This window comes from Sandaracinaceae bacterium (assembly GCA_020633055.1).
In the GTDB taxonomy this organism is placed as follows: Bacteria; Myxococcota_A; Polyangia; order Polyangiales; family Houyiibacteriaceae; genus JADJJE01.
Map to the genome: position 1 here is coordinate 125,114 of JACKEJ010000014.1, position 13,103 is coordinate 138,216.

The 13,103-nt window shown below is 71.5% G+C and carries 11 protein-coding genes; 4 read left to right on the forward strand and 7 right to left on the reverse strand.

Features of this window, described 5'->3' with window-relative positions:
* Position 1 precedes the first annotated feature (1 nt).
* Positions 2 to 562, forward strand: coding sequence for a hypothetical protein (locus tag H6726_29565; GenBank protein ID MCB9661825.1), 561 nt, complete (start codon positions 2 to 4; stop codon positions 560 to 562).
* A 15-nt stretch (positions 563 to 577) separates the two neighbouring features.
* On the opposite strand, the gene H6726_29570 is transcribed toward H6726_29565, so the two are convergent.
* The gene (locus H6726_29570) at positions 578 to 2,641 is read right to left on the reverse strand and encodes a PPC domain-containing protein (GenBank protein ID MCB9661826.1); all 2,064 of its coding nucleotides are present in this window, start codon (positions 2,639 to 2,641) and stop codon (positions 578 to 580) included.
* Between the two features lie 160 nt (positions 2,642 to 2,801).
* Between H6726_29570 and yacG the strand changes: the two genes are divergently transcribed.
* Positions 2,802 to 2,993 (forward strand): DNA gyrase inhibitor YacG, encoded by a 192-nt coding sequence (gene yacG / locus H6726_29575; protein ID MCB9661827.1) that lies wholly within the window; start codon positions 2,802 to 2,804, stop codon positions 2,991 to 2,993.
* A gap of 42 nt (positions 2,994 to 3,035) precedes the next feature.
* Positions 3,036 to 3,473, forward strand: coding sequence for a VOC family protein (locus tag H6726_29580; protein ID MCB9661828.1), 438 nt, complete (start codon positions 3,036 to 3,038; stop codon positions 3,471 to 3,473).
* A 122-nt stretch (positions 3,474 to 3,595) separates the two neighbouring features.
* Here the strand turns inward: H6726_29580 and H6726_29585 are convergent, their stop codons facing one another.
* Positions 3,596 to 4,579 carry a YXWGXW repeat-containing protein gene (locus tag H6726_29585; GenBank protein MCB9661829.1) on the reverse strand — a complete coding sequence of 328 codons (984 nt, stop codon included), beginning with the start codon at positions 4,577 to 4,579 and terminating at the stop codon, positions 3,596 to 3,598.
* A gap of 144 nt (positions 4,580 to 4,723) precedes the next feature.
* Here H6726_29585 and H6726_29590 point away from each other — a divergent pair, with 144 nt between their 5' ends.
* Positions 4,724 to 5,839 carry a UTP--glucose-1-phosphate uridylyltransferase gene (locus H6726_29590; GenBank protein MCB9661830.1) on the forward strand — a complete coding sequence of 372 codons (1,116 nt, stop codon included), beginning with the start codon at positions 4,724 to 4,726 and terminating at the stop codon, positions 5,837 to 5,839.
* Here the strand turns inward: H6726_29590 and H6726_29595 are convergent.
* The 5 genes from H6726_29595 to H6726_29615 form a co-directional block, all read right to left on the reverse strand.
* Positions 5,829 to 7,757 (reverse strand): hypothetical protein, encoded by a 1,929-nt coding sequence (locus tag H6726_29595; protein ID MCB9661831.1) that lies wholly within the window; start codon positions 7,755 to 7,757, stop codon positions 5,829 to 5,831. The genes H6726_29590 and H6726_29595 overlap by 11 nt on opposite strands.
* Positions 7,758 to 7,887: 130 nt before the next feature.
* Entirely contained in the window at positions 7,888 to 9,054 is a 1,167-nt protein-coding gene (gene rlmN, locus H6726_29600) for a 23S rRNA (adenine(2503)-C(2))-methyltransferase RlmN (GenBank protein MCB9661832.1), read from the reverse strand.
* An 80-nt stretch (positions 9,055 to 9,134) separates the two neighbouring features.
* Positions 9,135 to 10,520 carry an MFS transporter gene (locus tag H6726_29605; GenBank protein ID MCB9661833.1) on the reverse strand — a complete coding sequence of 462 codons (1,386 nt, stop codon included), beginning with the start codon at positions 10,518 to 10,520 and terminating at the stop codon, positions 9,135 to 9,137.
* Between the two features lie 4 nt (positions 10,521 to 10,524).
* Complete coding sequence (locus H6726_29610) at positions 10,525 to 11,343, reverse strand: PEP/pyruvate-binding domain-containing protein (protein MCB9661834.1); 819 nt, start codon at positions 11,341 to 11,343, stop codon at positions 10,525 to 10,527.
* 21 nt (positions 11,344 to 11,364) lie between these two features.
* A complete protein-coding gene (locus H6726_29615) occupies positions 11,365 to 13,062 on the reverse strand; it encodes a hypothetical protein (protein MCB9661835.1) in 1,698 nt (565 codons plus the stop codon).
* Positions 13,063 to 13,103: the final 41 nt, after the last annotated feature.

Sequence of the window (13,103 nt, forward strand, 5' to 3'; positions counted from 1 at the left end):
GATGACCCGCACCGTCCAGCGCCACTACCGAGACCCCCTCGACCTCGTGTGGACCGAAGTGGCCCGCCGCGTGGGCTTCCGCGTGGAGCGCTCCGATGGCTGCTTCGCCAGCGTGGACCCGGCGGGCGTGATGACGCTGGGCTCCCCCGAGACCCTCGACGCCGACGACTGCCTGGCGCAGATGATCTTCCACGAGCTCTGCCACTCGCTCGTGCAGGGGCGCGAGGGCCTCGCACAAGTCGACTGGGGCCTCGACAACGAGAGCCCGCGGGACGTCCCGCGCGAACACGCCACGCTGCGCCTACAAGCCCACCTGGCCTCGCAGTACGGGCTGCGTCAGGTGCTCGCTCCGACGACGGACTTCCGCGCCTTCTACGACGCACTGCCGAACGACCCGTGGACGGGAGACCCCACCGAGGTCGCGCTCGCGCGCGCCGCGCTCGCCCTGGTGGACGAGGCCCCCTGGGGACCGCACCTGCGCGACGGCTTGGTCGCGACGCGCGCAATTGCAGACGCCGTCGCGCCCTTCACGGACACGACGGCGCTCTTTCACCGCGAGTGACCTACCCGCTCCCGCTCAGGGGCGCGTCGTGTCCACACGCAAGCTGTAGCTGCCCTGGTTGTTGCGGCTGAAGCCGTCCACGACGATGAAGTACGTGCCCGCGTCGAGCGTGGTCTCGATCAACGACTGACGCTGACCGTCGAAGTCGTCGTTGCAGGCCACCTCCGTGCTGGCGTCCGGGCAGTCGCGGCGGATGTGCAGCGCTCCGTCGAAGTCGGTGGTGGTCATGTGCGCGCGCACGGTCATGCGGCGTGTCAGGCGCAGCTGGTACACGCGGTCCGGGCTGGCGGCGTTGCCGGCGCAGCTGGCCTGAAAATTGTCCTGCTCACCCACGGTCGTCCCGTTCACGGTGCGGCCCGGGACGATGCGCGTGGCCGCGCGGCACATGCGCTCCATGGCGACCAGATCCTCGAGCTGCACGTCGAAGTCCGCCTGGCCGAAGCTGCTCGGATCCATGCCGTCCACCACCAGGTGGTACGTGCCCGGGGCGAGGACCGTGTCCAGGCCAGGCCCGCCAGGAGCGATCGGCTGACACGCGACCTCGCCGGTCGCGACGGCGCACTGGCCGCCCCGCACGTAGACCACCCCGTTGAACTCGCTGTTGAGCGCGTTGACGCGCAGCCGTGAGCGGGCGGCCACGTTGAGCGCCATGACGATGTCCGGCGCGCCCTGGCCGCCGCAGGTCCCCGCCAGATCGTCGGCCGCCTGGAACGTGTCCACCGCGAGGTTGCCCGTCTGCGACGGAAGCGGAGCCGCGCAGGTGTCGCCGTTCGCCTGGCCGCCGGTCAGCGGCGCGAGGTCGGCCACCAGCTCGTAGCTCCCAGCCGCCTGCGACTGACCACCGCTGTAGCCGTCGGAGAACACGAAGTACTCACCCGGCTGCAGCACCCCCGTGACCATCGACGCCGCCGTGGTGCCGTGGTCGTCGTTGCAGAGCAGCTCGGTGGACGCGGCGTCGCAGGTGGAGCGCACGTAGATGGCGCCATCGTGCCCCGGCGAAGACTGACGCAGGCGCACGCGCGAAGGCTGCGCGACGCTGAGGCGGTAGACGTTGTCGGGCGAGTGCGCGCCGCCCGCGCACGTGGCCTGGAAGTAATCGGCGCTCCCGGTCGTGTCGCCGCGCACCGGCACGCCCGGGGTCATCGGCGGGGCGGCTGCGCACACCTGGGCGACGTCCTGCATGGCGCGCGCCTGGATGGAGAGCGAGTAGGCGCCCTGGCTGGGCGACCCGTAGCCGTCGACCGCCACGTAGTAGGTCCCTGGGTCCAGCGTCACGTGCAAGCGCGAGTGGCTCGTGTCGGGGCTGTCGTCGTTGCACGCCAGCTCGTTCGAGCCGCAGTCGGTCATCAGGTACAGCGCCCCGTCGAAGGCCGACTCGAGCGCGATGTCGATCATGGCGCGCTCCGTCACGACGAAGGAGTACACGTGCTCGGGGGAGTTGCCGCTCTGCACGCAACTGCCCTGCATCATCGTGGGGCCGCCCGTGGTGTCGCCACGCACGGTCTCACCGATTCCGATGGACTGCGGGTCGGCGCACCCGCCACCGGCAGACCCGCGCTGGCCGCCGCCTCCGCTGCCACCGCGCGCGACGGCTGGCGCACCAGACCACGAGGTGAGCAGGTAGCTGCCGTGACCCGCCACCATGGTGACCACGACCTGATAGGTCCCTGCGCGATCGGGGCAGGCCTGGGCTGCCGCCTGACGGTCGTGCGTCAGGTCGCGCCCGAGCTCGTCGCCCGCCTCCGAGAGGATCTGCACACCCATGTCACGTGTGCCCGAGCCGCCGAGCGCAACGAACGTGTAGCACTGGCCACCGCTCAGCTCGACCTCGAGTCGGACCTCCTCGCCAGCGTCGAGCGAGCCCTCGCTGATGGCGCCCGTCTGCGCCAGCCCCATGGCGGTCATGGCGTTGTGGACCGCGACGTAGCGCGGCTCGAGCCCGGCCCCACCCGCGTGGCAACCCAGCGCAAGACCAGCGGACGCCAGCAGGAGCCAGCCCGGGAAAGAGCGAATGGGGCGCCTGGCTCGCGTGCGTCGCGAGGCCGTGTGGAGGAGGGTTCGGAGGGAGTGATGGTGCATGGGGGTCTTACCGGCGAGGGGTACGGAAGCTTGGTTCGCTTGGGTGCCGAGGCTCGGTCCAGACACTCGAACGAGGGCACCACGGGATTGTACGCGAACGCTCCCGAATACTCCCACCTTCCGAGACGTGCAGCCGCTGGCGCGTGCGCTATAGCCCTGCATGGTGTCCGAGCCCGTCTGCGCCGTGTGCAAGAAGCCTGTCCCTCGCCCCGAACGGGGGAAGCTCGGAGACTTCCCCTTCTGCTCGGCACGCTGCAAGGCGGTGGACCTCAGCCGCTGGCTCGACGGCGACTACGCCATCCCAGACGACGGGTGGAGCGACGCGCTCGCGTTCGAGCCCGACGAGCAGTGAAGGCCGTCGCCGGTGTGGGCGACGCGCTGCTACGCTGACCCGATGCGATACCTGCACTGCATGCTGCGCGTGCGCGATCTGGACGCGGCGCTCCGATTCTTCGTCGATCAACTGGGACTCGTCGAGGCCCGCCGCAGAGAGCACGACGCTGGTCGATTCACGCTCGTGTTCCTGCGCACGCCCGCCGACGCGAGCGCCGGTGACGAAGCGCCCGAGATCGAGTTGACCTACAACTGGGACCAAGCAGAGCCCTACGAGACAGGGCGCTTCTTCGGGCACCTCGCGTTCGAGGTCGACGACATTTACGCGACCTGCACGCGGCTGATGGACGCGGGGGTGACCCTCAACCGCCCTCCTCGAGACGGTCGTATGGCGTTCATCAAGTCACCTGACGGGCACTCGGTGGAGCTGCTGCAGCGGGGCGCAGCGCTCCCCGCGCGCGCACCGTTCGATCAGCTACCGAACGAGGGGAGCTGGTAGCGCGGCGTCGGGTTCCCGACGACGTCAGCGCGGGCGGACGCACCAAGCGTCCAAAACAATGCGCCCGCCGTCCCGGGGAGACTACCGGGAGGCGGGCGCGGCCCGCTGGGGGGAGCACCGGTCTACATCGGCGTGTACACGCGCCGAGAGCGCGACGGTGGGTTCTGCCGCTGACTCGGCTGCCGCGTCGTGGTCGTCGTGCGGGTGGTGGTCCGGGTCTGACCCGACGGAGTCTGCACCGTACGGGTCGTGGTCACCTCACGCTGGCGGGGCTGCGGCTGCGGTTGCACCACCACCGTGCGCTGACGCGGCTGCGGCTGCGGCTGCGGTTGCACCACCACCGTGCGCTGACGCGGCTGCGGCTGCGGCTGCGGCTGCACCACCACCGTGCGCTGACGTGGCTGCGGCTGCGGCTGCGGTTGCACCACCACCGTGCGCTGACGCGGCTGCGGTTGCGGCTGCACCACCACCGTGCGCTGACGCGGCTGCGGCTGCGGCTGCACCACCACCGTGCGCTGACGCGGCTGCGGCTGCGGCTGCACCACCACCGTGCGGTGCTGTGGCTGTCGTACCGTCACGCGCGTTGGCCGCTGGTAGCCCTGGACGTACACATAGGTGCTCCCGCGCTGCTCCCAGCGCGGTTGGACGTAGGTGTAGCCGGGCTGGGGTTGCACCCAGTAGCCGTCCACCCAGACGTACTGCGCGCCGTTCCACTGCCAGTGGCCGTTCACCCACACCGCGCCGGAGCGGGGCGGGCGCTGCTGGACCACCACCTGACGCGGAGGCGGAGGCGCCGTGTAGACCGTGTAGGTCGGCGCGGGCTCAGCGTAGACCGTGCCGTCTTGCGTGACGTACGTCACGGTGGAGGCCGGCTGCGCGCTGGTGTAGACCGGTGCGGTCTGAGCCTGGACCACCGTGTACTGCTGTTGCGGTGGCGCCGACGAGTACGTCACCGTCGCCTGGGAGCGCGTGGTGCTGGCGTAGCAGCCGCCGAGCCCGAGCGACACCGCGACCACCCCGCCGGACAGCAGGGCATAGCCCACTTGGCCGAGGGTCGAGCGTCGCGGCCGAGGGTGAGGAGGGGTCTTGGGCGTGGGGTCGGTCATGGTGGGTGTCTCCAGTGGCGCAGTGTGAAGGCTGGTCGAGCAGCGCTGGGCATGGTGTGACCGTGGCTTCACAGGAATCATACTCACAGTACGGTTGAGGTGGGGGAGTGCAACATGTCTGCCAATCGAGTAGAGCGAGTGTCCATGAGTGGTTCGAACGATGCTCTCGGGGATACGGACGCCCAGACCCGTGAATTTCTTCTGCGCTTCGGTTTCGATGCCGAGCGCCTCGCGGAGCTGCGAGCGCGGCTGCACGCCAGCGCGGCTCGCGCGGACAACCACGTGGTCGGCGAGCTCGAGCCCGTGGACGCCGAGGCGCTGCGGGCCCTGCCGAACCCAGGCAGCGAAGAACACCGCGAGCTGACCGAGGCTGGCGAAGCTGCGATCCGCGCAGGGCGGGTGGGCGTGCTGATGCTCGCCGGGGGAATGGCGACCCGCTTCGGCGCAGTCGTGAAGGCGCTGGCCGAGGCGTATGACGGGAAGTCGTTCCTGGACCTCAAGCTGGAAGACGCCGCCCGAGTTGCGTCTCGGCTCGACGCGCGCGTCCCCGTTCTCATCATGAGCAGCTTCGCGACCGACGAGGCGCTGCGCGCGGCGCTGGGGGACACGAACGTGGCGCTCCCGATCGAAGTGTTCGCGCAAGAGGTCTCGCTGCGCCTCACCCCGGACGGCGCCCTCCACCGCGACGCGGGGGGCGCCCTGTCCCCCTACGCGACGGGGCACGGCGACCTGACCTTCGCGCTGCGCCGTAGCGGCGCGCTGCGGCGCTTCGTCGACGCCGGCGGCGAGCTGCTGCTGATGAGCAACGTGGACAACCTCGTGGCCACCCTCGACCCGGCCGTGATCGGGGCACACCTCGTGGGCGGGAAGGTGGTGACCGCCGAGGTGGCGCCCAAGGTGCCGGGCGATCAGGGGGGCATTCCGCTTTCGGTGGACGGGGTGCCACAGGTGGTCGAGGGGTTCCGCCTGCCCCCCGGCTTCGACCAGGACAGCGTGCCCGTCTTCAACACGAACACCATGGTGCTCGACGCGCGCGCCATCGATCGGGACTTCGAGCTCGACTGGTTCGTGGTGAACAAGAAGGTGGACGGCGCACCCGTCGTGCAATTCGAGAGGCTGGTGGGACAGGTCACGGCCCACCTGCCCACCCAGTTCCTACAGGTGCCGCGTGATGGGAGCCGCTGCCGCTTCGCGCCCATCAAGGTGCCCGAGGACCTCGAGCGTCAGCGCGAGCTGATCGCGGCGGTGCTCAGGGGCTGACCAGCCGGCCGTCCGAGAAGCGGTAGCGGCGAGTGGACTCCGCCCACGGCAGCAGCAGTGGCGCGATGCCGTCGTCGGCGAAGCCGCTGAAGGGCCAGGTGGTCTGATCCCAGCCGCGGGCCTCCCCGGCCGCAATGCTCAGCGTGGCGGCGCGCCCACGTGTGCGCAGCTGCACCTGGTTGACGATGCGCTCCGCGTCGCCGTGGTAGCGCGCCACCTCCACGCGCAAGATGGGCTGGATGGAGCTCCCGCTGAATTGCAGCACGGTCAGGATGTCGCGCTGGAACTCGCCCAGGTTCTGTCGGACGGTGAAGAGGATCTCGTGCTTCCCGTCCCCCGTGAGGTCGCCGGTCTGCACGGAGAGCAGCTCGGACTCCTGGCTGGCCGCCTCGAAGTAGAAGTAGCCGCGGCCGCTCTGGAAGCCCGGGCCATAGACGACGATGGCGCCGCCCAAGGCAAGGACCTGCTCGGCTTCGCGCCCCTCGGCGACGTCGGCTCGGGTGCGGAAGCGGGGGGAGACGCTGGCGCCCACGTGGCGGTCCGCGCGGACGCGCGCGAGGATCTCGTCGTCCGACATGGTGCGCGGCGGGTCGGCCGCGGGGCGCGTCACCTGCGTGGACTGGGTCTGGGGCCTCTCGACGCCTGCAGTGGGCGGGACGTAGGCGTTGGGGTTGGGCTCGCTGGCCACCATCGCGAACCCGCTGCCGGTCCACTGATAGGTGCGCAAGCGCAGGGGCGCCCACGGCAGCAGGACGCTCTGCTCGTCGCTCGCGTCACCGCGGTAGGTGGCAGGGTCCAGGCGCTCGACACCGTCGCTGCGGACGTCGATGAACGCAGCGCCACGGCGCTGGCGGCGCAGCTCGACGCGGGCGCGGGCGATGCCCTGCCGGGTACGCTCGAAGACGGGGACGCTCAGCAGCTCGTCGATGCCCTCCCCGCGCGTCCCGAGCACCACCCAGTTGGCGCGGATGCCCGCGCGGTCGCGCTCACGCAGGCGCAGGATGATCTCGGCCTTCCCGTCGCCCGTGATGTCCTCGAGGCGCGCGCGCTGCACGTCCTCTGCGCCGCGGACCCCGAGCCGCTCGAAGTCGTAGCCGCGCCCGTCGCGATAGCCCTCGCCCACGACCACCAGCGCGCTGCCGACGATGAGCACCCGCTCCTCGCGCTCGTCCCCGGCCAGGTCGCCCCAGAACTCGAAGCGGACGGGGGCGTTGGCGAGCCCTTGGTCCCGACGAAAAGCGGCGACGGCGCTCGCCGGCCCGCTGCTGGCTTGGACCTCGGGGAGCTGGGCTGGATCGGTGACGTCACTGGGCACCGAGCTGACGGTGGCCTCGACCGTCGGGTTGGTCGCCACGTCCACGTCGACGAGACGCACGGCGGCGCGCATGGCGCTGGTGCGCGCGGGGTTGGGGACGAGCGCGAGCGGGAGGTAGGCCTCGAGCTCGTAGCCGCCGGGCACGGCCGCCTCGAGGATGCGCGCGCCGCGTGCGGGGCGCGGACGACCACCGGGCTCGGCCATGAGGGCCACGGCCGCCGAGGAGCCCTCCTCGCCCGCGTACAGCCAGAACTCCACGGCCTCGAGACCGCGCTCCCCCGGTGTGGCCAACGTGAGCACCAGCACGTCCTCGCGGTTGCCGGGGCGCCGCGTGCGGATCATTCGCTCGTCGCGCACCCGGGCGGCCACGTAGAGGCCCTCGGCGTCCTGCGCCATGGCGAACTCGAAGCTGGCGTCGTCGCCGCTGCCGAACGACTGCATGGCCACCGACGACCAGTCGCGAAGGGAGCCGTCCACACGGAACGTGTTGTGGCTGGCGCGCTGGGACTGGAGCGCGGTCTGTGCGCGGGCCGGGGCGGACGGGGACACGAGAGCGAGCGCGAGCAGCGCCGCGGCGGAACGGGAGAGAGCGCGGGGGTCCATGCGGGGCGGAGCGTAGCAGCCGGGCGGTTCGCTCGACTAGCGGGGCCCGACATGGGCAACACGAGCAGCGCACCTGGCGGGCGCGCCTCCCGTTGCTCGCAGCACCCACACGTCCTCAGCGCGCCTGGCGCTACGCGACCGGCAGCCGCCGGCGGCGGCCGTCGTCCCCGTGGTAGGCCAGCTGCCCGCACGCCGCCGCGATGTCGTCCCCGCGCGTCTTGCGCACGAACGCCGACAGGCCCCGCTCGAACAGCCGCGCGCGGAACGCCGCGACCCCGTCCTCTCGTGGGGCCGCCAGCGCGCTCTCCGCGATGGGGTTCATGGGGATCAGGTTCACCTTGGCCGGCACGCCGCGCAGCAGCTTCACGAGGGCGTCCGCGTCGCGCAGGTCGTCATTCACGCCGCGAATGAGCGTGTACTCGATGGTGATGCGACGGCGCTTCGGGAGCGGGTAGCGCTTGAGGCAGGCGACCAGGTCCGCGAGCGAGTGCTTGCGGTTGACCGGCATGATCGAGGAGCGCCGCTCGTCCGTGACGGCGTGCAAGCTGATGGCGAGCTGCACCTGCCCCTCGAAGTCCCGCGCGAGGCGGTCGATCTGTGGCACCAGCCCGCTGGTGGACAGCGTCACGCGGCGCTTGCCCAGCGCCAGGCCATCCGGGTGCGTCAGCAGCACGAGCGCGCGGGCGACGTTCTCGTAGTTGTGCAGGGGCTCGCCCATGCCCATGAGCACGATGTTGCGTAGGTGCTCGCGTTCCGTGGTCAGGCTGCGCCCCAGCAGCACCTGGCTCACGATCTCGGCGGCGCTCATGTGGCGCTTGAGCCCCATGACGCCCGACGCGCAGAACACGCAGCCCATGGCGCACCCCACCTGGCTCGAGATGCACTGCGTCACGACGGCGCCCGGCACCCAGGCAGGGCCGCCCTCCCCCGCGCCACTGACCTCGTCGTCGCCCTCCGCGTCGGGGTCGGCCTTCTCCAGCTGGGGGATGAGCACCGTCTCCACCTCCGACCCGTCGCCCATGCGCACCAGCAGCTTGCGCGTTCCGTCGCCGGACGGGTGCAGATGCGACACCGTCAGCGGCAACGCGAGCCCCTCTTCGCGCAGCCGCACCCGCAGCGACTTGGGCAGGTTGGTCATGGCGTCCGGGTCCAGCACGCCGCGCTGGTGGATCCACTGGAACACCTGTAGGCCTCGGTAGCGCGGCTCACCCCATGCGCCGAGCACCTCGGCCCACTCCTCGGGCAGACGCTCGAGGGGGTGCTGGGCGGGCACCAGGTCGGGGATGGGCAGGCTCATGCGCGTCGGGATGGCAGACGGCAGGCCCGGGGGCAACCTCCGCACGCCTGGGTCGAGGTCCCTCGGACCGCGGGCACGACTCAGACGCGTGTCGCAGTCCCGGTCGTCGGCGGCGCCTTGCCCGGGAGCACCAGGGCACACCCCAGCGCGCCCACGAGGGCGACGCCGAAGCACGTCAGCGCGCTCGTGTGGTCGTGGGCTGCTACGGCGCCCGTCGCGTCGTCGTGCAGCACGAGGCCCAGGAGGACGATGCCGAGAACACCTCCCAGGTAGCGGAGCGTCGCGAGCAAGGCGCCCGCCACGCCGCTCGACTCGCGCGGCGACGCCGTCATCGCGGAGGCCTGTGAAGGGGAAGACGACAGGCCCAGTCCGAGCCCGAGGCAGACCAGGCCGGGGATCAAGCGCGTGGTCTGGTCGACCGGCGTGACGAACAAGACGCCGAGCCCCGCGAGCGTGGAGAGGCACCCGGAGACCGCGATGGGTCGCGCGCCGAAGTGATCGGCCAACCTCCCCGCGATGGGAGACGCCACCACCATCGACACCATCAGCGCTCCCAGCAGCGGCCCGGGGTCCACCGGCTCGGGGCGGTCCAGCTTGCCGAGCATGATGGGCAGCTCGAACAGCAGCGCGTACATGGCGAGGTTCTGGAGCGCGACGACCATCCCCCCCGCCACGAACACGGGGCGCGTCAGGAGCGAGAGGTCCACGACGGGCTCGGGGTGGCGTCGCTCCCAGACGTAGAAGGCCATCACCCCGGCCCCACCGGCTGCGAGTGTGCCCCAGCGCAGAGCGCCCTCGAGGCGCGCGCCCACGACCACCGCGGTGAGCGCGGCGCCGAGCAACAACGAGCCGACACCGTCGAAGCGGAACCCGCGCAGTGAAGGCGAGGGGCCGTGGGGCGAGTGGCCGACGCGCGCCAAGCCTGCCGCGACGGGGAGGACGGCCAGGTTCACGAGGAAGGTCGCGCGCCAGCCGAAGTGCCCGGCGATGAAGCCACCGAGCGGGGGGCCGATGGCGGCCGACAACGCCATCGCGGACCCGAACATGCCGAACGCGCGACCGCGCTTGTCGGGAGGCAGCTCGAGGCGCAAGAGAGCGCTGGCGCTGGGGACGATGAGCGCGCCCCCGCTCGCCATGACCACGCGCGCGAGGCCCAGCCAGTTCTCCGAAGGGGCGATGAACGCCCCCAGCGAGCCCAGCAGGAACGCGAGCTGCCCGAGCCCGAGCGCGTGGCGGTGCCCGAGTCGGTCGCCGAGCTTCCCGCCGGGCGCCTGCATCACGATGCTGGTGATGAGGTAGCTCGTGACCAGCAGCTGGGTGAGGTAGGCGTCACCCGTATCGAACTCGCGACCGATGGGCGTCAGGACGACGCTCAGCATGGTGCTGTTGAGCGGTGACAACATGGCCGACAGCGCGAGCGCCGCGACGAGCGCACGGGGGAAGGCCCGCTCCGGTGCGTCGACCATCGCGTCAGCCACGGGTGATCGCGCGCCGCTGGAGGAGGTGCAGTAAGCCGTCCGCGAAGGCGAACTCGAGGTCCTGGGTGCCCCCGAAGACCTCCTCGCAGACCGATGTGAGCCCGTCGAGCGAGCGCAGCTGCTCGTCGCTCAGGCACAGCTGGGTCACGCGGTCACCCGCCACGTCGACCTCTTCGGTTCCCCCCGCGTCCGACCAACGGATCATGAGGTCCTTGTCGCCCGCGACGCGCTCGAGGACGTGGCCCCCACGCGCAACGCGAAACCGGTCGGGGGTCACGAGACCCTGAACCACCACCTCGCCGAGTCCCCACGCGGCCTCGATGACGCGCACGTCGGCGCCCGTGACGGGGTCGCGGCTGAACAGGACCCCGGCCGCATCGGCTCGGACGAGGCGCTGCACGACCACGCCCATGCAGCACGCGGCGTCGAGGCCCAGCTTCTCGCGGTAGGCCAACGCGGCTGGGGTCCCGGCCGAGTCGTAGACCTCGCGCAGCGCAGCGCGCATCCCATCGACGCTGCGCACCCCCAACACCGTGGCGTGCTGCCCGGCGAAGCTCGCGTCCGCGGCGTCCTCCCCCACCGCGCTCGAGCGGACGGCGACCAACCCGCCGAGCGCGTGGAGCATGTGCTCGAGGGCGGCGTCGCACGCGGGCGACGAGAAGTGCGCAGCCGCGTCGCCCGCGAGCGCGAAGCCTTGGGGAACGGGCAGCCCAGCGCGCGCCGCGGCACCGCACTGGACGGCCTTGCCGCCGAAGCGGCGCTCCTCGCGCGCATCTTCGAGCGGGACGTAGGGGTCGTTCGTCGTGGTCATGGGGGGATGCGGCTCGGGAGGTCAGTTGGGCTCGGACAGCAGGATGACCTCTCCCTTGGTCCCGTCCACCCGTACCCGCGCGCCGTCGGGGATGAGCGTGGTGGCCTCCTTGGTGCCGACCACCCCGGGGATGCCGTACTCCCGAGCGACGATGGCCGCATGACAGAGCTGCCCGCCGCGGTCCGTCACGATGGCCCCCAGGAGCGGGAGGACCACGTTGAAGTACGGGGCGGTCGCGCGGGTGACGAGCACGTCGCCCTGCTGCAGCCGGTCGAACTCGGAGGGGCTCGAGATGAGCCGCGCCGTGCCCTCGTAGACCCCCTCGTTCACGGAGAGGCCTCGCACGACGGTCGCGGTGGAGGTGGTCTCCGCTTCCTTGAACAGGTTTTGGATCACGATGTCCACCGCGCGCGCCGCACGACGGGCAGCTGGAGGGAAGACGCTCGGGTCGGGCGGCGGCGCGGGGACACCCCCGAGCGTGGGCGGCACGTCGGCGACGCTGTTGTTCGTGCGCCACGTGACGCGCGCGGCGACGTCGTCAGCGGTAGGACCTGCGTTGCCTGACAGCAGGGCAATGGCCTCGTCGAGGGCGAGATCCACGGCGTGATCGGGCGCATGCAGCGAGCCGCGCGCGACGAGTCGGCGGCCCACCTCGAGCACCGCGCGCCTCCCGATGCCGAGCGCGAAGCCGTCCGCGTAGATGCCTCGCTCGTCGCGCAGGCGGTTGATGTGGCGGGCCTCGGCGAGCAGCTCGTCGAAGTGGGCGCGGTGAGCCTCGGGCACCTTGGCGCGAATCGACGCGAGCTTGGCCGCCGCGTCCCCGGCCCCGTCGCCGACCGCGTCACCGCGCACGGCGGCGCGCACGGCGCCGACCAGCATCTCGGGCAGCTCCCCCGCCGCCTTCGAGGAGATCTCGTAGCTCAACGCGCGATGGCGAATGCCCTCGAAGAACTCTCGCGCGGCAGCCCCCGTGGCTCCGCTCAGGGCGCAGAGGGCGTCGACCACCTGCGCGGCGTCTTTCCCGGCGAGCACGTCGCGCCCCTCCTCGTCGGCCCGCAGCGCGCTCGCCAGCGCGTCGAGCTCCCCTGCGAGGATGCCTCTCGAGATGGGGGTGGTGCCACGCAGCATCGCCAAGATCGCGCCGGGCGCCTCGCCCGTCCAGTCGGACACGTGCATGAGCAGGTCGCCCACCGGCAAGATGCAGGTGACCGTGTAGTGATGGTGGAGCGCCACCATCTCCGCCACGTGGTCCACGACCGCGGCGAGGTGCTGCGAGAGCGCGTCATCGGAGAGCGTCGTCAGGTCGATGGCCAGCAACGCTTGGTGCTTGGCCAAGGCGGCGGGTTTGTCCTGCTCGTCCCAGCGCGCGAGGTCCTGACGCCAGAGCTTGTCGGCGAACGCTCGCTCCGTGGTGCGGATGCGGGCGCGCATGCCCGGGTGGAGCCGCGTCAGCAGCCACAGCACGGGGCCGGGCGGCGGGCCCTTCGCGCCCTTGGGTGCGCCGAACGCCACTGGCTGCTGGTACCAGAACCCGTTCACGAACGCCGTGTCGAAGTGGCTCAGCAGGAGCCCATAGCGCGCGGAGCTCGCGGCGAAGCCCTGCTTGAACGCCTCCTGCACGCGCTCCCGTCCGAAGTATGGAAGCGGCTTCGGGAAGTGCGCCGTCTCGGCTTCCCACGGCCCCGGTCCAGGTGCTTCCCAACGCAGCTCTCGAGTCATCGGCAACGCGCTCCCGAAAAAGATGACGATTCCGTCGCTCG

Bases quoted from the DNA above. Each gene is read 5' to 3' on its own strand.
- H6726_29565 (MCB9661825.1), top strand. From the start codon at position 2: ATGACCCGCACCGTCCAGCGCCACTACCGAGACCCCCTCGACCTCGTG.
- H6726_29570 (MCB9661826.1), bottom strand. From the start codon at position 2,641: ATGCACCATCACTCCCTCCGAACCCTCCTCCACACGGCCTCGCGACGC.
- yacG (MCB9661827.1), top strand. From the start codon at position 2,802: ATGGTGTCCGAGCCCGTCTGCGCCGTGTGCAAGAAGCCTGTCCCTCGC.
- H6726_29580 (MCB9661828.1), top strand. From the start codon at position 3,036: ATGCGATACCTGCACTGCATGCTGCGCGTGCGCGATCTGGACGCGGCG.
- H6726_29585 (MCB9661829.1), bottom strand. From the start codon at position 4,579: ATGACCGACCCCACGCCCAAGACCCCTCCTCACCCTCGGCCGCGACGC.
- H6726_29590 (MCB9661830.1), top strand. From the start codon at position 4,724: ATGAGTGGTTCGAACGATGCTCTCGGGGATACGGACGCCCAGACCCGT.
- H6726_29595 (MCB9661831.1), bottom strand. From the start codon at position 7,757: ATGGACCCCCGCGCTCTCTCCCGTTCCGCCGCGGCGCTGCTCGCGCTC.
- rlmN (MCB9661832.1), bottom strand. From the start codon at position 9,054: ATGAGCCTGCCCATCCCCGACCTGGTGCCCGCCCAGCACCCCCTCGAG.
- H6726_29605 (MCB9661833.1), bottom strand. From the start codon at position 10,520: ATGGTCGACGCACCGGAGCGGGCCTTCCCCCGTGCGCTCGTCGCGGCG.
- H6726_29610 (MCB9661834.1), bottom strand. From the start codon at position 11,343: ATGACCACGACGAACGACCCCTACGTCCCGCTCGAAGATGCGCGCGAG.
- H6726_29615 (MCB9661835.1), bottom strand. From the start codon at position 13,062: ATGACTCGAGAGCTGCGTTGGGAAGCACCTGGACCGGGGCCGTGGGAA.